Annotated in this window: 18 protein-coding genes; 10 read left to right on the top strand and 8 right to left on the bottom strand. The window is 71.7% G+C overall.

What is annotated here, in order from left to right:
- Nucleotides 1-15 precede the first annotated feature (15 nt).
- The 3 genes from ABZU74_RS02830 to ABZU74_RS02820 all read right to left on the bottom strand — a co-directional run bounded on the left by ABZU74_RS02830 (nt 16) and on the right by ABZU74_RS02820 (nt 2094).
- A complete protein-coding gene (locus tag ABZU74_RS02830; protein ID WP_355417664.1) occupies nt 16-324 on the bottom strand; it encodes a hypothetical protein in 309 nt (102 codons plus the stop codon).
- A 115-nt stretch (nt 325-439) separates the two neighbouring features.
- Complete coding sequence (locus tag ABZU74_RS02825) at nt 440-1240, bottom strand: MBL fold metallo-hydrolase (RefSeq protein ID WP_355417661.1); 801 nt, start codon at nt 1238-1240, stop codon at nt 440-442.
- Nucleotides 1241-1335: 95 nt separating this feature from the next.
- Complete coding sequence (locus ABZU74_RS02820) at nt 1336-2094, bottom strand: TetR/AcrR family transcriptional regulator (RefSeq protein WP_355417658.1); 759 nt, start codon at nt 2092-2094, stop codon at nt 1336-1338.
- Nucleotides 2095-2202: 108 nt separating this feature from the next.
- Here ABZU74_RS02820 and ABZU74_RS02815 point away from each other — a divergent pair, with 108 nt between their 5' ends.
- Complete coding sequence (locus tag ABZU74_RS02815; protein WP_355417655.1) at nt 2203-3411, top strand: DUF418 domain-containing protein; 1209 nt, start codon at nt 2203-2205, stop codon at nt 3409-3411.
- A 95-nt stretch (nt 3412-3506) separates the two neighbouring features.
- The gene (locus ABZU74_RS02810) at nt 3507-3695 is read left to right on the top strand and encodes a hypothetical protein (protein ID WP_355417652.1); all 189 of its coding nucleotides are present in this window, start codon (nt 3507-3509) and stop codon (nt 3693-3695) included.
- A 136-nt stretch (nt 3696-3831) separates the two neighbouring features.
- Here ABZU74_RS02810 and ABZU74_RS02805 read toward each other — a convergent pair whose 3' ends face one another.
- Nucleotides 3832-8298 carry an HAD-IC family P-type ATPase gene (locus ABZU74_RS02805; RefSeq protein ID WP_355417649.1) on the bottom strand — a complete coding sequence of 1489 codons (4467 nt, stop codon included), beginning with the start codon at nt 8296-8298 and terminating at the stop codon, nt 3832-3834.
- 218 nt (nt 8299-8516) lie between these two features.
- On the opposite strand from ABZU74_RS02805, the gene ABZU74_RS02800 reads away from it, so the two are divergent.
- The 5 genes from ABZU74_RS02800 to ABZU74_RS02780 all read left to right on the top strand — a co-directional run bounded on the left by ABZU74_RS02800 (nt 8517) and on the right by ABZU74_RS02780 (nt 11885).
- On the top strand, nt 8517-8777 hold the full coding sequence (locus ABZU74_RS02800) for a hypothetical protein (RefSeq protein WP_355417647.1): 261 nt from the start codon (nt 8517-8519) through the stop codon (nt 8775-8777).
- Between the two features lie 59 nt (nt 8778-8836).
- Complete coding sequence (locus tag ABZU74_RS02795) at nt 8837-10225, top strand: MFS transporter (protein ID WP_355417644.1); 1389 nt, start codon at nt 8837-8839, stop codon at nt 10223-10225.
- A gap of 51 nt (nt 10226-10276) precedes the next feature.
- Nucleotides 10277-10930, top strand: a complete 654-nt coding sequence (locus ABZU74_RS02790; RefSeq protein ID WP_355417641.1) for a GAP family protein — start codon at nt 10277-10279, stop codon at nt 10928-10930.
- 116 nt (nt 10931-11046) lie between these two features.
- Complete coding sequence (locus ABZU74_RS02785; RefSeq protein WP_030331904.1) at nt 11047-11241, top strand: hypothetical protein; 195 nt, start codon at nt 11047-11049, stop codon at nt 11239-11241.
- Nucleotides 11242-11336: 95 nt separating this feature from the next.
- The gene (locus tag ABZU74_RS02780) at nt 11337-11885 is read left to right on the top strand and encodes a YbaK/EbsC family protein (RefSeq protein WP_355417638.1); all 549 of its coding nucleotides are present in this window, start codon (nt 11337-11339) and stop codon (nt 11883-11885) included.
- A 74-nt stretch (nt 11886-11959) separates the two neighbouring features.
- Here ABZU74_RS02780 and ABZU74_RS02775 read toward each other — a convergent pair whose 3' ends face one another.
- From ABZU74_RS02775 to ABZU74_RS02760, 4 genes are read right to left on the bottom strand one after another with little or no spacing between them, the layout of a single operon-like run.
- A complete protein-coding gene (locus ABZU74_RS02775; RefSeq protein WP_355417635.1) occupies nt 11960-12601 on the bottom strand; it encodes a DsbA family oxidoreductase in 642 nt (213 codons plus the stop codon).
- A 20-nt stretch (nt 12602-12621) separates the two neighbouring features.
- Nucleotides 12622-13050, bottom strand: a complete 429-nt coding sequence (locus ABZU74_RS02770) for a SufE family protein (RefSeq protein ID WP_355417632.1) — start codon at nt 13048-13050, stop codon at nt 12622-12624.
- A 35-nt stretch (nt 13051-13085) separates the two neighbouring features.
- A complete protein-coding gene (locus ABZU74_RS02765) occupies nt 13086-13511 on the bottom strand; it encodes a CBS domain-containing protein (protein ID WP_355417629.1) in 426 nt (141 codons plus the stop codon).
- A gap of 57 nt (nt 13512-13568) precedes the next feature.
- Nucleotides 13569-15338, bottom strand: coding sequence for a proline--tRNA ligase (locus ABZU74_RS02760; RefSeq protein WP_355417626.1), 1770 nt, complete (start codon nt 15336-15338; stop codon nt 13569-13571).
- A 141-nt stretch (nt 15339-15479) separates the two neighbouring features.
- Between ABZU74_RS02760 and ABZU74_RS02755 the strand changes: the two genes are divergently transcribed.
- The 3 genes from ABZU74_RS02755 to ABZU74_RS02745 all read left to right on the top strand — a co-directional run bounded on the left by ABZU74_RS02755 (nt 15480) and on the right by ABZU74_RS02745 (nt 18533).
- The gene (locus ABZU74_RS02755; RefSeq protein WP_355417623.1) at nt 15480-16010 is read left to right on the top strand and encodes a SigE family RNA polymerase sigma factor; all 531 of its coding nucleotides are present in this window, start codon (nt 15480-15482) and stop codon (nt 16008-16010) included.
- Complete coding sequence (locus ABZU74_RS02750; protein ID WP_355417620.1) at nt 16007-17182, top strand: hypothetical protein; 1176 nt, start codon at nt 16007-16009, stop codon at nt 17180-17182. The genes ABZU74_RS02755 and ABZU74_RS02750 overlap by 4 nt, the downstream gene beginning before the upstream one ends.
- A gap of 229 nt (nt 17183-17411) precedes the next feature.
- Nucleotides 17412-18533 (top strand): hypothetical protein, encoded by a 1122-nt coding sequence (locus ABZU74_RS02745; protein WP_355417617.1) that lies wholly within the window; start codon nt 17412-17414, stop codon nt 18531-18533.
- Nucleotides 18534-18645 lie beyond the last annotated feature (112 nt).

The raw sequence follows: 18645 nt of genomic DNA, 5'->3' as shown, positions 1-18645 counted from the left end.
CTGGCCCACCGGCACTCACGGCTCCCGTAACGGGGAAGTGGCGGCTTTGGCGATCGCTTCGGCGACGCACTCGTAGTCCTTGACCAGCGGGCCGACCAGGCCCGGTTCGGGCTCGACTGCCTCGACCAACCCGCGCACCAGGTCGCGAATCCTGGCCTCCTGTGAAGGTTGGCCAATACGAGAGTGTCGCCGATGGAAGCTGTGCCAGCGGCGTAGGCCGATGTCGACGAGGCGATCGCGGTCATGGGGTGAGGCGATCGGACATCCCTGCTCCCACAGCTCGGTCAACGCCGCCAGGGCGACCGCACGAGTCGGTTCGGGCATCCTCGCCTCCACGTTGCTTCGATGTGGATCAGTGACGCTAGCCGACCGGGTCCTCTCCGCTCTGACGAGCGGTGACGACACTGGCGGGCGGCATGGAGCCCCGGGCGGCGAACGCTCACAACTGTGGCGTGAGGGGGGCGGTCTCGCCGCGGGCGATGGTGCGTACCTGCTTCACCCAACCTCGGCGGCGGGCCTCGTCGACGAAGTGCGCCAGCGGGGAGCGGAAGACCGGGTAGTCGTCGTAGTGGATCGGCACGGTCAGCTGTGGACGGATCAGCTCCACCAGGTCCGCACCCTGGCGGGCGTCCATGGTGAGCAGGATGCCGGCGACCTTCGTGCCACCGAGGTGGATCAGCATCGCGTCGATGTCCGGGTAGCGTTCGGGGATGGCGGTGAGTAGCGGCCGGTTGAGGGTGTCGCCGGTGACGTAGAGCCGGAACTCCCGCCGCCCGGAGCGTTCCACGTCGATCATCGTGCCCATCACGTCGGGCATCAGCAGGTCCAGTGCCCCCGGGCCGTGCTGGCCGGGCATCGAGGTCAGCCGCACCGTCGTACCGTCGCGGTGCAGTTCCCGGGACGACCACGTCGGCAGGCCCTGGGCGGCCCGGAAGCCCCAGCGGCGCAGCTTGCGTTCCGCCTCGGGGGTGGTGACGATGGGCAGCTCGCGGTCCAGTTCCCGACGGGCCACCCGGTCGAAGTGGTCGCCGTGCAGGTGGGAGAGGACCACCGCGTCCAGTTCGGGGAGCTGGGCGATCCGCAGCGCCGGGTCCGTGCGTCGGCGCGACCACAACCCCTTGCCCAGGTACGCCCGCTGACCCCGGTGCAGGAAGTTCGGGTCGGTCAGCAGGGTGAAGCCGCCGATCCGCAGCACAGTCGTCGCGGTACCGATGAACGTCACCTGCGGTTGCTCCGCCATCCTGCCCACCTCCTCAGGCTCCGGTACCCCGGTGAGCCGTCGGCATGCGGCTCAGCCCCGGCGCGCTGACGGGTCGACCAGAGCACGCGGGCGGGTCAGGGGTCGGAGCGCGCGATCCGGACGGCGACGCCGTCGAGGATCAACTCCAGCCCGAGTGAGAAGTCCGCGTCGGCGATCGCCTCGTCGGGGGTGTCGGACGGTGGCGCCTCGAACAGCGTCGAGGAGAACAGCCGGGCTGTCTCGGGGAAGCGGTCGGGGTTGACGAGTCGCGCCAGCGCCCGGCCGTAGTCGCGTTCGGCGTCGGCCTGGCCCTGGCCTTCGGCCCTGCCCTCGGCGAGCTCGCCGTACTGCCGTACCGACTGGACCACGTAGCCGCTGATCAGTGACATCGCACCGATCTTGTGCGCCCAGTCCAGGTGGGTGCCGGACATGATCGCCAGCGCGGCCTCCATCCAGGCGATCTGGTGCGGGCCGGAGGGCGGTCCGGCGGCGGGCACGCGGGTCAGCCACGGCCGACGCTGAAGCACCGCGCGGTGCGCGAAGGCCCAGCGGCGCAGCCCTTCCCGCCAGTCGGGGGCGGCAATGTCCGGCGGTGGGCCCAGTGCGGCGTCGGCCATGAGGGTGAGCAGTTCGTCCTTGGAGCCGACGTGCCGGTAGAGGGACATGCTCGTGAAGCCGAGGCTCTTGGCGACCTTGGGAAGCGTCACGCCGTCGAGCCCGTCCCGGTCGGCGATCTCCACCGCCGCGGCGACTACCACGTTGACGTCGAGGGACGCGGGCCGTCCGAGACGCGACGACTCTGACATCCCCCATAGGCGGCGCAGCGGCGCCGGAACGAAATCGTCGCTGGTCATGGGCTCCCACGTTCGCCCGAAAGGTTACGTCCACATCATGACAGACAGCATTAGTTTATGTCTGATACTTTATGCATGAAACTAAAGCCGAGTCACGGGGAGTCGCTCATGACCATCGACACCGCACCGCGGACTTCGAGAGGGCCGGTGCTGCGCGCCGAGCGTGCCCTCGCACCGGACCTTGCCCGGGGAGCGATGCTGCTGATCATCGCTTTGGCCAACGTCGCCGGAGTGGTCTTCGCTGGCGAGCCCGGCCTCGACGCCGCCCCGGAAGGCGTCGACCGGGGCCTCAACTTCCTGCTCTTCGAACTCGTCCATGCGCGCGGCTATCCGGTCTTCGCCGTGATGTTCGGCTACGGCCTCGTCCAGCTCGCCCGCCGTCAGGACGCCTCCGGTGCCACGCCGAAGCAGGTCCGCTCGGTGCTGGTACGTCGTAATCTCTGGCTGGTCGCGTTCGGGTTCGCGCACGCCGCGTTGCTCTACTACGGCGACTTCCTCGGCGCGTACGGGATCGTCGGGATCGCGATGACCCTGTTGCTGCTGCGCCGCGGCGACAGGTTCCACCGCATCGTGCTGGTGCTCTGGGCCCTGTCAGCCGTCGAGATGCTGGTCATCGGTGCCATGGTGGTGAACGGCGTCCTCGGCGGGTCGGGCGGGTCGACACCCCTGCCGTCGGGCCACGTCGACTCTCTCGCCGCCCCCGGTTACGTCGCGTCCATGCTGGATCGCCTCGGCGAATGGCCGGTGCACACGCTCACCGTCCTGCCCTTCATCATGATCGCCTGGCTGGGCATGTGGGCCGCTCGCCGCCGCGTCCTCGAAGAGTTGGCCCGGCACCGGACCCTGCTCACCTGGACCGCCGTCCTCGGCCTCGGCGGCGCAGTCGCCGGAGGCCTCCCGGCCGCCCTGGTCAGTGCCGGATGGCTGCACGTCGACGAGTCAACCGCCAGTCTGATGATGGTGCTGCACGGGGTCAGCGGCATGTTCGCCGGACCGGGCTACGTGGCCGTCTTCGGCCTGATCGCCATGCGAGCCAACCGGTCCGGCCCCGTCGTCGGCGCTCTCTCCGCCCTGGGCCAGCGTTCCCTGTCGGGATACCTGTTCCAGTCCGTGGCCTGGCTCGTCCTCCTGGCACCCTTCACGCTCGCCCTCGGCCACCAGTTCGGCAGCCCGACGGTGACCGGACTCATCATCGCGGTGGCCGTCTGGCTCGCCACCGTCCTGGTCGCCCGTCAGCTCGACAAGCGCAAGCAGCCCGGCCCGGCCGAGGTCGTCCTGCGTCGGCTGACCTACGGACCACGAACGGGATCGCAGTGACGGTTTGATGAGGGTTTGGGCCATTCGATCACGGGGACCTCGAATGTGCAGATCAATATCGACGAGCCGGATATAACTGAACAGTTCTGGGCCGGATGCGGGAGGCGGTCGCCGCTGCGGCACGGCACCGGGACGACAGCCTGTACGAGGCGATCATCAAGATCGGCAAGTCGGCTCTGGCTCAGGGCGTCGAGCTGGTGCCATCTGGCGGCCTCTTCCTCTGGTGTCCGGTTTGTAGTGCCAGAGCGGCCAACAATGCATCAACACGCCTCGCCACCCATTGAACGAGAGCAAGCTGCACCCGGAGCGAACGGAACTGGCGGAGAAGGCGATGAGGGGGGAGGTTCCGCTCCCAGGCCCTTCGCCTGATGACCGGGGCGGCGGGTCTTCTCCGCGCGCACCGAGCGCAACGCCCGGTGCTCAGCCCTTGGAGCCGGTCGCGCCGTCGCTGTCCGCAGTGGTGGTGTGGGGTCGGGCCGGCGGCACGTGCTCCATCAGCTTGGTGAGCGCGCCGTTGGCGAAGGTCGCGCCGAGCGCGGTGCCGGCCCCGATGGTCCAGCCGACCGGCCCGAGCGGGGTGCAGCCGAAGAACTGGCTCACCCCCGGCGTCTGCACCACCACGACCAGCACACCCAGTGACGCCGCCGTGGAGGCCAGCACGGCCGGGCTGGTGCCGCCGGCCAGGATGGTCTGCCCGAGTTGGGTGCCGACCAGGGAGACCAAGGCGATCGTGCCGGCCCGCTGCCGGCGTCCGGTGTAGCGGGCCAACGTCCAGCCCGCGGTCGCGCCCAGCGTGGTGGCGGCCGCCCGCAGCCCGATCTCCCTGGTGAGGCTCTCGCCGAGCGCTGTGTCCGGGCCCTCCCGCAGCAGCGCGTCGGTGCGGTCCGACGCGGGTGGCCGGACCGCGATGGCCAGCGCCGGTGCCAGGTCGGTGAGCAGGTTGACCAGCAGCAGTTGGCGTCCGGTGAGCGCGGAACGGCCGGTAGCCGCTGCGGTGAGCACACTGAACGCGATCTCGCCGAGGTTGCCGCCGACCAGGATGCTGAGCGCGTGTCGCACCGACGACCACATCGCCCGCCCTTCGATCAGGGTGGCGATGATGGTTTCCAGCCGGTCGTCGGTGACCACCAGGTCGGCTGCGGCCCGGGCGGCCGGGGTGCCCCGTTGGCCGAGGGCGATGCCGACGTCGGCCAGCCGAATCGCCGGGGCGTCGTTGGCGCCGTCGCCGGTCATCGCCACGGTCCGCCCGCACTTCTGCAACGCCTGGATGATCCGCACCTTGTGGGCCGGGGTGCAGCGGGCCACCACGTCGGTGTTGGCCAACCGCTCGGCGAGCGCGTCGTCGTCCAGCTGGTCGAGTTCGGCGGCGGTGACCACCCGCTGTTCGTCGTGCTCGCTGATGGTGGACGCGATCGCCTCGGCAGTGGCCGGATGATCACCGGTGATCATGATGGTGTGCACGCCGGCCTGCCGGATCCGACGTACCGCCGGGGCGGCGCTCTCCCGGACACCGTCCGCGAGGGCCAGGAAACCCACGAAGGTCAGCCCTCGAACGTCCCCGTCGGTCACCTTCGAGTCGTTCACCGGGCACTCCGCGACGGCCAGGATCCGGTTTCCCGCCCCGGCCCGGTCGGCGAGCATCCGCTCCAGCTCCGCACGGCCGGCGTCGTCCAGTGGCTCCTGACGACCGTCGGTGCGTCGGGATGAGCAGCGCGGCAGCACCGTCTCCGGAGCACCCTTCACGCTCAACAACAGGTGACCGTCGGTCTGTCCGATGCTCGCGTGGTAGCCGCGGGACGGCTCGAAGGGCAACCCTCCGGCGGCCCGCCAGCCGGCGGCGCCGGTCTGCTCCACCACACCGGCCTCCCCGGCACCCCGCCGGACCGCCCGGTCGGTCTGCAACGCCAACTCCTCGGGATTCTTCGCGGCGGGGGTGGCCCGCAGCGCCGCGGCCAGCGTCATCCGGAGCCGGTCGTCCAACCGGTCCAGCGGCGCGTACCTCTCGCCGACGCTGTCGCCGACCCCGGCGAGCAGCAACTGGCCTTCGGTAAGGGTGCCGGTCTTGTCGAAGCAGAGCACGTCCACCCGGCCCAGCGCCTCGATGGTGCGCGGGTTGCGGACCAACGCGCCGTGTTCGGCCAGCCGCCGGGCCGCCGCCAGCTGCGCGGCGCTGACCAGGAACGGCAGCCCCTCCGGCACCGACGCCACGGCGAGGTTCGCGGCGGTCGCCGCCGTCTCGGCCAGGGGTACGCCTCGAAGCAGGCCCGCCCCGGCCACCGCCACCGCGGAACCGGCCGCCAACGGGATGGCGGCGCTGGTCAACGAGCCGAGCCGGGCTTCCACTCCACTGGCCGGTGGGTCCTGCTTGACCAGGGCGAGGCTGCGGCCGGATTCGGTGTCCGACCCGGTCGCCACCACCACGGCAGTGCCATGCCCGGCGGCCACGGTGGTGCCCTCGTACACCATGGAGTGCCGGTCGGCGATCGCGGCGGCGACCACGGGTCGGTTGGACTTGGCGACCGGCAACGACTCGCCGGTCAGCGACGATTCGTCCGCCTCCAGACCCACCGACTCGAGGACGCGACAGTCGGCGGGCACCGAGTCACCTGACTCAAGTGTGATGACGTCTCCGAGGACCAGGTCTTCGGCGGCGAGGACCTGCTCGGCGGCGTCGCGGCGGACCCGTGCGGTCACCGCCGAACGGGACAGGAGTTCGGCAAGTGACCGTTCGGTGTTGCGTTCGTGCACCGCGCCGATCAGGGCGGACCCACCGACGACGCTGCCCACCAGCGCGGCGTCGACAAGTGATCCGAACGACGCGGAGAGCACCGCACCGGCGACCAGCACCGGGGTGAGCGGGTTGGACAACTCGTCCACGAAGGCACGCAGCAACCCTCCGCTCCCCGTGCCGGCATTGCCGTTTCCGCCAATGCCCTGGTGCCGGCGCTGCGCTTCCGCGCTGGTCAGGCCGTCCGGTGTGGAGCGCAGGTGGTCGAGCACCGTGCCGACGGGCATCAGGTGCCAGGGGGTCGTGACCGGCGCCGGGGTGTCCGACTGGTCGTGCAACCGGTGGGCCTGCCAGACCCCGTTCGCGAAGGCCAACCCGGCCGCGCTGTTCACCGCGACGAGCGCCCGGCCGGGCAGTTCGGTCGGCGGGGCCGTGAACGCGCCCAGCGCCCCGAGACCGGTGCCGGCCATGGCCAGCCGGATGTTCTGCTGTGCCGTACGCCGAGCCACCCCGGTCGCCTCGATCACCAGGGCCACCACCCGCAGGTCGGCACCGACCAGCAGGTGCGCACCCCACGGCGGCAGGTCCTCCGGCGCGGCGAACCCGAGACCGCAGTCGGACGCGCCGAGCGCCTTCCGGTCCGCGGAAACCAGCATGACCACCGCGCCGTCGCGCTGTAACGCGCGTACCGACTCGGCCAGCCGGTCCCCACCGGGCAGCATCGCATCGGCGAAGCCGTACCGCTGCTCGTCGCCGCCGGCAACGACCAGCCGCAGGCCGGCCCGCCGCGCGGCGGCCGGCAGCCCGTCGACGCCGGGTGCGGGTTCCGGCTCGACCCGCAACAGGGCGGCAAGTCGGTCACCGTGGGCGAGGCCGAGCAGTTGGCCGCCGGCCGAGCGCAGCCGGGCCGCGTCCGGAATGGCGTCCGGGTCGTGTGAGGGCATCTGGTCCAACGGTCCGAGCCGCCAGCCGTCCGACGCACGGGAAGCGGCCGGGTCGTCCGGGTCGAACAACGCGAAGGCCCGCTCGGCCACCTGGTCGACGTCCGCGCCCGGCGCCGGCGCCAGATCGGCAAGTACGCCCCGGTCCGAGCCGAGCACCGCAGCGTCCAGCACGAGCGTGTCGACCCGGTCCAACTCCCGCAGCACACTTCGGTCCATCGCGATCACCCCGCGCCGCGCCAGCATTCGGCCGAACTGGGCGCCGAACCCTTCGCGTCCGCTGCCGGGTGCCTTTGGCAGCGCGGACAGGCCCAGCGCGGCGGCCCGCTTGCGCCCGGCGAAGGGCGCCGCCGCAGCGCCGGCCGCCGTACCGGCGGCGAGCGCCCGGTTGACGTACCGCTCGACCGGGCCGTGCGGCTTGGGGCGGGGACGGTCGGCGATCGGCCACCGGGCGACGGCACGCTCGGGGTCGCCGGTCAACCGCGGTTCGGCGCTCGCCCAGGCGGAGAACTGGGCCCGGTCCTCGCCCCACTGCACGAGCCGTTGGGCGCCGTCGAGGACGATGCCGGTCCAGCGGCCGGTCAGGCCCTGCACCACGGCCTCGGCCAGCGGAAAGAGAACCTCCGCTCGCGGGTCGGAGCGCAACGCCTTGCCAAGGAACGCGTGCAGCTTCGGCTGCAGGTCGACCGCCGCCAGCGCGCCGGCCACCTCACCCGGCAACGGCGCGAACGGCAGGATCCGGGTGGCCGCCCACAGGGTCAGACCCAGCGCGTCCGAGGCGAGCGCGCCGAGGGTGCGCGGGTTGTGTGGGCCCTCCTCGGGCGGATGCGGAGGTGGGATCTCCGGGTCGGGCTCGTGATCGCAGGTCCGCTCGACCCGGCTGATCGTGGCGATGAGGTCACCGAGATCCGGTTCGGGGGCCTGCACGGCCACCACCACCCGCCCGGATGAAGCGTTCACCCTGGCCCAGGCCACCCCGGGCATCCGCTCCAGCGCGCCCTCCACCTGCCGGGCGAGCTGGTCACCGCCCTCCTGGCAGACACCGTGCACCTCGATGTGGTGCCGACCGGGCCGTGACCAGACCCGCCGCCGAGCGAGCCCGACCGACCGGGCCAGCCGGGTCGCGGCCGACCCGACGGTCCGGGACGCCTCACCTACCAGGTGCGGTACGCCGAAGGACGGCAGGATGCGGCCGACAGCGCGACCCGCCGCAGTCATCGAGGCGTACGGCTGGACGGGCGCCGGCCCGGCTCCCCGTTGCCGCCTGTCCTGACCTTGGCCATGTCGTCCTCCCACCGCGCTCATGTCCGGCGGCCTGGCTTCCCGACCTGCCATCCGTTATGCCCCCTGAGCGGCGGAATTTTCCGCCGTCGCTGCCGCATGGACGGGGTGGGGCGTGGAATCCGACGACCATCACCGGACATGGGGAGGCCGGCATGAGCACGCTGACGCGACATCTCAACGGTGCACGGGAGAACGTCCGGATGTACAACCGGCGGGTGCAACTGCCGATGCTGGGCGAGGTGGCGGTGCCGCCACCGGACAAGGTCGTCTACTACGCCGGGCTCGGCGTGCTCGCCGCGCTACAGGTCATCGAGTGGCCGATCGCCGTGGTGATCACCGCCGGTCACCTGCTGGCAGACCAGCATTTTTCCGGACTGGCACGCGGGGTGGGGAGGGCGCTGCAGGACGCCTGACGAGAGCCGGGTCACCGGACGGTTGACATGAATCAGGGTTGAAGTCGCATGCTCGGTCGATGCCGAGCACAGTCGTCACCGCCGCACCCGCCGCACCCGGACTCTTCGCACCGCGGCTGCGCGCGATGACGGTGGGCAGCGTCGCGTTGATCTCACTCCTCGCGTTCGAGGCGTTGGCGGTCGGTACGGCGATGCCGACCGTCGCCCGCAGCCTGGACGGGTTGGCGCTCTACGGGATCGCGTTCGGTGGCCCGTTCGCCACCGGTGTGCTGGCCATGGTGGTCTCCGGCATCTGGTGCGACGCGCGGGGTCCCCGGGGGCCGATGTGGCACGGCGTCGCCTGGTTCGTGGTCGGGTTGCTGATCGCCGGGACCGCCCCCGCGATGAGCGCACTTGTCGTGGGGCGGGTCGTGCAGGGTTTCGGCTCCGGGCTGCTCACGGTGGCGCTCTACGTGATCGTCGCGCAGGCGTACCCGCAGGAACTGCACCGGCGGATCTTCGCGGCGTTCGCGGCGGCGTGGGTGGTGCCGTCGCTGGTCGGCCCGGCGGTTGCCGGCCTTATCGTGCAGTACCTGGGCTGGCGGTGGGTCTTCCTGGCGGTGCCGGCGGTGGCGGTGCCGGCGGTGCTGCTGATCCATCCCGGCCTGCGGTCGTTGGCCAGGAGCGCGGCAACGAGCCCGCCGGCGGGTGCGGCCGCGCGGATCGGTTGGGCGTGTGGGGCCGCGGTGAGTGCCGCACTGCTGCACATCGGGGGACAGCAGCGCGGCGCCACGGCCCTGGTGCTTGTCGCGTTCGCCGTGGTCGGTCTGCTGGTCTGTGCCCCGCGCCTGCTGCCGGCCGGGTTCCTCCGGGCCGCGCGAGGGTTGCCCACCGTGGTGGGGCTGCGTGGCCTGGCGTCGGCGGCGTTCGTCGGCGCCGAGGTGGTCATTCCGCTGATGCTCTCCCGGGAACGGGGCCTCTCGCCGACCGCGGCCGGGCTGGTCCTCACTGTCGGCGCGCTGGCCTGGTCGGCGGGCTCCTGGTTGCAGGGCCGGATGCCGTTGCCGGCGTCGCGGGCCAGCCTGCCGCGTGCCGGGCTGAGCTGCATCACGGTCGGCACCGCCACGGTGGCGCTGGCCGTCCGGCCCGAGCTGCCGGTGGCGGTCGCCGTGGTCGGTTGGGCCCTCGCCGGTCTGGGCATGGGTCTGCTCTATCCGTCGTTGTCGGTGCTCACCCTGGAGTTGTCCGCGCCGGGTGAGCAGGGCCGCAACAGCTCGTCACTGCAACTGAGCGACAGCCTCTTCGCGGCGACGGTGCTCGCGCTGACCGGGGCCGTGTTGGCGGCGGGAAGTGCGCCAGGCCCGGCCAGCTACACGACGACGCTCGTGGTGACAGCGGGACTGGCGCTGCTCGGGGCCCTGCTGGCCGGCCGGGTCGTGGTGGGCGGGGGTGCGCGGCCGGCCGGGTGATCCGGGGATTCGACAGCGTCCCACCTGCTCGTGCCGGGAGGATGGCGGGCGATGAACCTCCTGAGCGTGCTGCCGCTCGCCGTGGTCATGGTCGCCGGGACGCAGTTGGTGGTGGCGGTCTTCCTGGCCTCGTCGGATCGGCCCCGGGCGGCGTCGCTGGGCTTCCTCGCCGGCGCGGGGCTGGTGGTCGCCGCCGGGGTGACGGTGGCCTGGTTGTTGACCCGGCTGGTCGGCGGAGTGGCCGCCGACGCCAGCGCCGTCGCCGGGAAGGTCGATCGTGGCCCCGCCATCGACCTGGTGGTCCTGGCCCTGCTGGTGTGCCTGGCCGTGCTGATCTGGGTACGCCGCTACCGCTCCGGACCGCCGCGCTGGCTGGGGAGCATCGAGCACGCCGGTCCGCCGCAGGCGCTGCGGCTGGGTGCGCTGCTCTTCGTGGCGACGCCCACCGACGACCTCACCATGGCCACCGTCGGGGCGAGTGTGGCCCGACACGATCTGCCGTGGTGGCACCTGCTGCCGTTCGTGTTGGTCACCGTGCTCCTGCTCGCGCTGCCCCTGCTGGCGTTGCTGCTGCTCGGGAACAGGGCGGCCCAGGTGCTGACCCGGATGCGGGAGTGGGCCGAGGGGCACGCCTGGATCGTCAACGAGATCGTGATCGCGTTCTTCGCGCTGCTGACCGTGCTGGACCTGATCCGGTCGGGTTGAGCGACCGCACCCTGTCACGAGGTGCCGCGCCTGGGCCGACCACCTGGCCGACACGTATGGGGGAACCGGCCGGAAATGAGAGCAACAACGGTTCACGTTCGTCTTACTGTGACGCCATGTTCGCTGTCGTCACCACGGTGATCCTCTACGTCTTCGGCTTCGTCTTCCTCTACGGCGTGATCCGGCTGGGTGTCCGGCACGCCTTCGAGGATCTGGAGTTGCAACGGGCCAAGGCCCAACGCGAAGAGGAGTTGGCGGCTGCCCGCGACCGCTCCTTCATGCGCGACAACGCTTTCCTCGCCGGCAGTTGAGCGCCGGATCGATCCGGCCCGGGCCGGTGGCGTCGCCGGGGGGCCGGGGAGCCGTCGGGCGGCTCAGCGTGGCGGATGCGAGGATCGCACCCGTGATGGGAACGCTGAAGACCGAACCGGCCCGCGCCCGCCTGGATCTGCTCGCTCCGCCGGTTGCAGAGGCCATCGCGCAGTGGCCCGCGGAAGCGCTGGTGGACGTCAACGACGTGCTGGTCGCGCCGATCGACGCCGACCTCGCCGACACGGCGGCGTTCTGCGCGGCCTACGAGGTGGGGCTGGACGTGTCGGCCAACTGCGTCGTGGTGGCGGGCAAGCGCGAGGGCGTGGTCCGCTACGCGGCCTGCATCGTCCTGGCCACCACCCGGGCCGACGTGAACGGCGTGGCCCGCCGGGCGTTGGACGTCCGCAAGGCGAGCTTCGCCTCGATGGCCGACGCTGTCGAGTTGACCGGCATGGAGTACGGCGGCATCACCCCGATCGGGCTGCCGGCGCAGTGGCCGATCCTGGTGGACGCGCGGGTCATCGCCACACCGCACGTGATCGTCGGTTCCGGCGTACGACACAGCAAGATCGCGCTGCCGGGGCCGGCGTTGGGCGCGCTGCCGGGAGCGCAGGTGGTGGAAGGCCTGGCCAGGCCGGCCTGACCAGGCATCGACATCAATGTTGTTGCACGTGAAACATCGTGATCATCGATGCCGGACGTCCGGCCGACGGTGACTCAGTGTGAGTGGGCTGCGGATTCGCGCTGCTCGACCTCGGCGAGCGCGGCGAGCAACGTCTGCACCTCCTGCGCGCCGGAGACCGCGTACTTCCCGGCCAGCACGAAGGTCGGCACGCTGGTGATGCCCAGGTCCCGGGCGGCGGCGAGGTCGGCGGCGACGTCGGCGACGCGCTCGTCCGAGTCGAGGAACCGGCGCGCGTCGGCCGCGTCCAGGCCGATCTCACCGGCCAGGGCGGCCAGCGCCACCCGCGACCCGACGTCGACCCCGTGGTTGAAGTGCGCCTGGTAGAGCGCCTCCACCATCTCGGCCGCCCTGCCCTGCTCGGCCGCCCAGGACACCAGCCGGTGCGCCTCGAACGTGTTGGCGATCACCGCGCGGTCGTAGTCGAGCCGCAGCCCGTCGGCCGCCGCGACCTGGGTCACGTGATCGACCATCTGCCGGGCGCGCTCCGGGCCGCCGAACTTGCCGGCCAGGGCCTCCACCAGCGGAAGTGGTTGCGGCACCGGCGACGGGTCGAGCTGGAACGGTCGGTAGCGGACCGTCACCTCGCCCTCGTAACTGGCGAGGGCCTCATCCAGGCGGCGCTTGCCGATGTAGCACCACGGGCAGATGACGTCCGCGTAGATCTCGATCTCCATGATCGGTGGCAACCTCACGGTCAGGCGAGTTGTTCCCGGATCTGCCGCTTGAGACGGCCCAGGATCGCCGTACCCCCGCGCACCCGCAGTGGGCTGATCGCCTGCGCCAGCCCCATCCGCTGGTAGAGGTCGTCCGGCACGGCCAGCACCTGCTCGGCGCTCGCCCCCGCCAGCCCCTCGGCGAGGATCCCGGCGAACGCCCGGGTGGTGGGCGCCTCCGGCGGGCAGTCGAAGAGCGTCTCCACGGTGCCTTCCGGGGTCACCCGGGCGCGCAGGAAGAACGCCGTCTGACACTCGGGCACCTGCTCCATGCCCTCGCGCTCCGCAGCGCCCTCCGGCAGCGCCGGGATGACGTCCGCGTACTCCAGGAGCATCTCCAACACCAGGTCGCGGGGCGCGGCGGCGAACTCGTCGACGATCTCGGCCAGTCGGGCCGGCATGTCAGCCATGCGTCGAGGCTACCGCCGTCGCGCGGGGGCCCCCGTCACACAGTGGGCGACTGCTCGCTGATCTCACCGAGCGCGCTGGTCGGGTCGAGCTGCATGGCCAGGTCACCGAGCGAGACGATCCCCACCAGCTTGCGGTCACTGTCACAGACCAGCACCCGTCGGATGCCCCGCTCCCGCATGAGCGCCGCCGCCTCACCCGCCGTGCAGTGCTGTTCGATCATGACGACCTCGCGGGTGACGATCGATCCGATGGTGGTGGCCGCCGGGGAGCTGTTCTCCGCCACGGCCCGCACCACGATGTCCCGATCGGTGAGCATGCCGGCGAGGCTGGCGCCGTCGGTGACCACCACATCACCGATGTCGGCCTCCTTCATCACCCTGGCCGCCTCGTCCAGGGTGGTCTCGGCCGGCAGGTACACAACCTGCTTGGTCATCACATCACTGACCCGGTAACCGGTCATGAGAGCCTCCGAAGACGTTTCCACCCGATCCAACTGCACTACCCCGTGACGCTGCGGCTACACCAGGCTCGCACGTTCCTGGCGCACCTCGTGGACGAGTCGATCCACCAGGCCGTCCAACGGCAGCTCGGTGCGCCCGTTGCCGGCCCGCTCGCGCAGCTCGACGTACCCCTCGGTGAGTCGGCGGCCGACCACGACGGCCCGGGGGATGCCGATCAGCTCGGCGTCGGTGAACTTGACCCCGGCCGAGACGTGCGTGCGGTCGTCGACCAGCACCCGCAGGCCGGCGGCGGCGAGGCTCCCGCCGAGCTCCAGCGCCGCGTCGAGCTGCGGGCCCTTGCCCGCAACCACCAGGTGTACGTCACACGGCGCGATCGCCGCCGGCCACACCAACCCCCGGTCGTCGTGGTGCTGCTCGGCGATGGCCGCCACCGCTCGGGAAACCCCGATGCCGTAGCAGCCCATGGTCGGCCGGACCGGCTTGCCGGCCGGCCCGAGCACGTCGACCGCGAACGCGTCGGTGAAGCGGCGGCCGAGCTGGAAGATGTGCCCGATCTCGATGCCCCGCCGGATGGTCAGCTCGCCCGCCGCGCAGTCGGGGCAGGGGTCGCCGGCTCGTACGTCGGCCGCCTCGATGGTGCCGTCGGGGGTGAAGTCCCGTCCGCACACCACGTCGGTCGCGTGTCGGCCCGGCTCGTTCGCCCCGGTCAGCCAGGCTGACCCGGTCACCACCCGAGGATCGACCAGGTAGCGGATGCCCAGCTTGTCGAGCAGTTGCGGGCCGATGTAGCCGCGAACCAGCTCCGGATGGTCGGCCCACTCCTCGAAGACGGTCACCTGGGCCGGGTGCAGTGCGGCACCGACCCGCTTCAGGTCGACCTCCCGGTCACCGGGCAGCCCGACGACCAGGGGCTCGGCCCGGGCGGCACCAGGCTGCCGGACGGACAGCACGACGTTCTTCAGGGTGTCGGCGGCGGTCCAGCCGTCCCGACCGCCCAACCGGCGCGCGTTGGCCAACTCCACCAGGCTCGCGATCGTCGGGGTCTCCGGAGTGTCGTGCACCTCGACGGTCGGCTGGCTGCTCGGGTCACCGGCGCTCGGAGCCCGGGTGGCCACCGCCTCGGTGTTGGCCGCGTAGGCGCAGGAGGTGCAGCCGACGAAGGTGTCCTCGCCGACCGGCGTCGCCGCCAGGAACTCCTCCGAGGCGGAACCGCCCATCGCGCCGGACATCGCCCGCACCACCGTGTAGTCCAACCCCAACCGGTCGAAGATCCGCTGGTACGCGGCGCGATGGCGCCCGTACGCGTCCCGCAGCCCCGCCTCGTCCAGGTCGAAGGAGTACGCGTCCTTCATCAGGAACTCCCGGCCGCGCAGCAGCCCGGCCCGTGGCCGCGCCTCGTCGCGGAACTTCGTCTGCACCTGGAACAGCGTCACCGGGAAGTCCCGGTACGAGGTGAACAGATCCTTGACCAGCAGCGCCGCCATCTCCTCGTGGGTGGGCGCCAACAGGTGCTCGGCGCCGCGCCGGTCGGCGAGGGTGAAGATGTCGTCGCCGTACTCCGCCCACCGGCCGCTGGTCCGGTACGGCTCGGCGGGCAGCAGCGCCGGGAAGTGCACCTCCTGGTCGCCGATCGCGATCAGCTCGCCCCGCACCACCTCGGTGATCCGATCCAGCACCAGCTTGCCCAGCGGCAGCCAGGTGTAGCCGCCCGGCGCGGCACGACGGATGTAGCCGGCGCGCAGCAGCAGCCGGTGGCTCGGCACCTCCGCGTCGGCCGGATCCTCGCGCAGGGTCCGCAGCAACAGGGTCGACATGCGTAGCTGCATCCGCGCAGCCTACGGCTGGTGCGGCAGGATGAGCGATCCATTTCGATCCGAGCCGCACCCGCCGCCGACAACCATCGGCGCCATCGCCGACGTCTGCAATGACATCAAGCCCTCGCACCCTTATCCGAAGGATCGGCCCGTGTGGACCCTCTGCTGAGTGAGTTCGACTCGTTCGTCCGTACCCGCACGCCGGCGTTGCTGCGCTCGGCCTACCTGCTCACCGGCGACCAGCACCTGGCCGAGGACCTCGTCCAGTCGGCCCTGGCCCGGACCCACCGCTCCTGGAACCGCCTGCACCACAGCGGCAACGCCGAGGCGTACACCCGCAAGACCATGTATCACCTACAGGTTTCCTGGTGGCGACGGCGCCGGGTACCCGAGTCGATGCCGGGCGACCTGCCCGAGCCACGCGGAGGCGACTCGGCCCCCGACCACGCCCACCAGACCAGTCTGCGGCTCACCCTGCGGGCGGCGCTGGCGAAGCTCTCTCCGAAGCAACGTGCCGTGCTGGTGCTGCGGTTCTTCGAGGACCGCACCGAGGCGGAGGCGGCGGACCTGCTCGGCGTCACGGTCGGCACCGTGAAGAGCCAGACGGCCAAGTCACTGGCCAGGCTGCGCGTCGTCGCGCCCGAACTCGCTGAGCTGTACGTCCTGGAAGGGAGCACCCGATGAACGACCAGCGCCTCCGGCTCGACCTGACCGCCCTGGCCGACGAGGTCACCTCGGTCGACCTGCGGGACCGTACGCTGCGCACGTCCCGTCGGCTCGGTATCCGGCGGGCGGTGGTCACGTCGGCCGCAGCGCTGGTGCTGGTCGCGGCGGCGGCCGGCACTGCCTTCGCCATCCGACCGGACCAGTCCCCGAACCCGCTGCCCGCGGACACCCCGTCAATCACCCCGACCCCGACGCCGACGCAGTCGCCCACCCCGACGCCGTCCACCAGCGTCGACGACACGCCCGTCGCCCCGCCCAGCGGCGGGTCCGGCACGAACACCCAGACCGCGCAGTTCGGGAAGCTCTATTACGGCCTCACCGGCGTGATCCGCGTGCAGACGTGGAACCTGCGGTCCTGGCACCCCGGCGGGAGCCCGGTGAAGCTGTTGGCGCTGCCCGAAGTCGCGTTGAGGGGCAACATGGGCGTCTCGTCGGGCGGTCACCGGGTGGCCTGGGTGGACCCCAACAACGACCTTTTCGTCTCCGACGCTGACGGCTCCGACAAGCGAAAGGTGCGCTCGGGGGTCGATCCGTACTGCGTCGGCGCGGCCTGGTCGCCGGACGGGCGGCAGTTGCTGTTCCGCGAGTTGAAGGCGGCGGGTGGCCCCGGCCGGTACGGCGTCCTGGACACGCGCTCGGCGGGAAAGACAGTGCGCTGGTGGACCACCGCACCCGAGGCCTGCAACGCCTTCTGGTCGGCGGACGGTCAGACCATCGCCATGACCACCGACGACGGCGTCACGCTCTACGGCGCGGACGGTACGAAGAAGCGAGTCGTCCCCGGCTTCTCCCAGGGCGGATGGCGCACCGACGACATCGTCAGTCTCGCCCCGAACGGCTCCCGGGTCGCCCTGCTGCGGCACAAGACGGCCGGGGACTCCGGCGAGGCCGCTCGTGACCTGCGAGTCAACGTGGTGCTGGACACGCGTTCGGGCAAGGAGATCTCGTTGCCGTTGGGTGGGCGCAACCTGCGCCAGGTCTACTTCCAGTCGGACGGTTCGATGGTCGTGCGGGTTCAGGCCGGCAGCGGGTACGCAGTGCTTCTGCTGGACGAGGACGGCAAGAAGGTCTCCGAGACCGCCGAGCCGGCGAGTCTGGAGGACCTGCAGATCCTGGCCGTCGCCGACTGACGATCAGCGCGAACTGGGCGGGTCACCCTCGGGTGGCCCGCCCCTTCTGCGTCTGCGCACCGCCGTCTGGCCGTCGTTGACCACGGTCGGTGAACTGCGAAAAGGTTGCCGGTGCGAGCGGATCCGACTGTCCGGTAGTGGCGCGCTGCGGCGGCAACTCGCCACAGCCAGGGGCTCGTCTTGGGGGGTGTCAAGCTCAGTAGCCCTCCCTCCACGAAGGATTAAAGCGATGAACCTCGGCCCGTTCACCCCCACCACCCGTTCCGCCTCGGCCCGCCGTTTCGGCACGCTCACCGGTACGGCGGCTCTGCTGCTCCTGGCCATCGGTGCCACGGCCTGCGGCACCGCCGACCCGATCACGGCGCCGGCCACCGCCACCCCCGTACCCGCAACCGGCGACGCCTCGGCCGCCGGCACGGGCGGCTCCGTGCCGGATGCGGCTCCGGCGGCCCCGGCCGGCGCGCCGGACCGCCCGGCCGCCGGTTCGACGCAGTGGCCGCCGCTGACCTGGTACACGGCCGAGGAGTACGGCCAGAAGCAGAACGACCCGGCCCGGATCTGGCGACGTACCCCCAGTGGGAAGTGGCAGCTGGTGCGTTCGGGTCGTCTCCAGAACGGCACCGCCAGCGGCCCGCTCGCCGTCTCGCCGGACGGTCGGCGGGCGGCCTGGGTGGAAGCGTCCGCCCGTCGGCTGGTGATCAGCGGGTTCGACGGCGCGAACCGACACGCCGTCCCGACCCAGGGCCAGCAGACCTGCGCGCCGAGCTGGCTCGACTCCGGGCGGGTGCTGTACGGCCTGGGCCGGGAGAAGGACTGGACGATCATCGCGATCGACGCCGATGGGACGGGGCGGAAGGTGCTGGCCACCCACCAGCAGAGTTGCCCGACGGTGTCCGAGGCCTGGATCGCCCAGTTCACCGGTCGGGCGGTGCGCGTCCGCAACGAGCGTGGCAGCACGCGCTCGATCAGCCCGCGCATCCCCGCCGGCCTCGTCATCGGTGGGGTGGCTGCGATATCCGGCAACGGCCGGACGTTGGTGATCAGCGCCCACACGACCAGCCCCGGGGGATGTGGCTGCGGCTGGCGGTTCCGCAACTACCGGCTCGACGCCTCCAGCGGGGCCGTCACCGAGCTGGCGCCGGTGGACCCGGCGTGGAAGCAGCCGACCGGGCACGGCGAAGCCACCGACGGGGTCGTCCTGGCCGACGGCGGCCTGGTGGTGCAGGTCAACGCGGCGACACCGGCCGACGACGCGCCGGCGTACCGGCTGGTCCGGTACGCCGCCAGCGGTCGGGTGCTGGCCACCGCGTCGGTGCCCGCCGGCCAGCCGTGGGGCGCTCTGCTGGGCTGAGCGACCGGCGCACCGCCACCGGGTACGAGGGACCGGCCGCCCACGGGGTGGTCGGTCCCGCCCGTCGGATGCGCAATGACCTCCGACACGTAGTGGAATCGGGGCGGTGCCG

Source organism: Micromonospora sp. NPDC005171 (assembly GCF_040608575.1).
Classification (GTDB): Bacteria; Actinomycetota; Actinomycetes; order Mycobacteriales; family Micromonosporaceae; genus Micromonospora.
Note: the sequence above shows the minus strand (reverse complement) of the source record. Positions and strands in the feature narration are given on the sequence as shown.

Excerpts from the sequence above, each read along its gene's own strand:
- ABZU74_RS02750 (WP_355417620.1), top strand. The coding sequence starts at position 16,007 with ATGAACGACCAGCGCCTCCGGCTCGACCTGACCGCCCTGGCCGACGAG.
- ABZU74_RS02745 (WP_355417617.1), top strand. The coding sequence starts at position 17,412 with ATGAACCTCGGCCCGTTCACCCCCACCACCCGTTCCGCCTCGGCCCGC.
- ABZU74_RS02785 (WP_030331904.1), top strand. The coding sequence starts at position 11,047 with ATGTTCGCTGTCGTCACCACGGTGATCCTCTACGTCTTCGGCTTCGTC.
- ABZU74_RS02775 (WP_355417635.1), bottom strand. The coding sequence starts at position 12,601 with ATGGAGATCGAGATCTACGCGGACGTCATCTGCCCGTGGTGCTACATC.
- ABZU74_RS02810 (WP_355417652.1), top strand. The coding sequence starts at position 3,507 with ATGCGGGAGGCGGTCGCCGCTGCGGCACGGCACCGGGACGACAGCCTG.
- ABZU74_RS02805 (WP_355417649.1), bottom strand. The coding sequence starts at position 8,298 with ATGACTGCGGCGGGTCGCGCTGTCGGCCGCATCCTGCCGTCCTTCGGC.
- ABZU74_RS02820 (WP_355417658.1), bottom strand. The coding sequence starts at position 2,094 with ATGACCAGCGACGATTTCGTTCCGGCGCCGCTGCGCCGCCTATGGGGG.
- ABZU74_RS02780 (WP_355417638.1), top strand. The coding sequence starts at position 11,337 with ATGGGAACGCTGAAGACCGAACCGGCCCGCGCCCGCCTGGATCTGCTC.
- ABZU74_RS02795 (WP_355417644.1), top strand. The coding sequence starts at position 8,837 with ATGCCGAGCACAGTCGTCACCGCCGCACCCGCCGCACCCGGACTCTTC.
- ABZU74_RS02760 (WP_355417626.1), bottom strand. The coding sequence starts at position 15,338 with ATGCAGCTACGCATGTCGACCCTGTTGCTGCGGACCCTGCGCGAGGAT.
- ABZU74_RS02765 (WP_355417629.1), bottom strand. The coding sequence starts at position 13,511 with ATGACCGGTTACCGGGTCAGTGATGTGATGACCAAGCAGGTTGTGTAC.
- ABZU74_RS02790 (WP_355417641.1), top strand. The coding sequence starts at position 10,277 with ATGAACCTCCTGAGCGTGCTGCCGCTCGCCGTGGTCATGGTCGCCGGG.
- ABZU74_RS02815 (WP_355417655.1), top strand. The coding sequence starts at position 2,203 with ATGACCATCGACACCGCACCGCGGACTTCGAGAGGGCCGGTGCTGCGC.
- ABZU74_RS02830 (WP_355417664.1), bottom strand. The coding sequence starts at position 324 with ATGCCCGAACCGACTCGTGCGGTCGCCCTGGCGGCGTTGACCGAGCTG.
- ABZU74_RS02800 (WP_355417647.1), top strand. The coding sequence starts at position 8,517 with ATGAGCACGCTGACGCGACATCTCAACGGTGCACGGGAGAACGTCCGG.
- ABZU74_RS02825 (WP_355417661.1), bottom strand. The coding sequence starts at position 1,240 with ATGGCGGAGCAACCGCAGGTGACGTTCATCGGTACCGCGACGACTGTG.
- ABZU74_RS02770 (WP_355417632.1), bottom strand. The coding sequence starts at position 13,050 with ATGGCTGACATGCCGGCCCGACTGGCCGAGATCGTCGACGAGTTCGCC.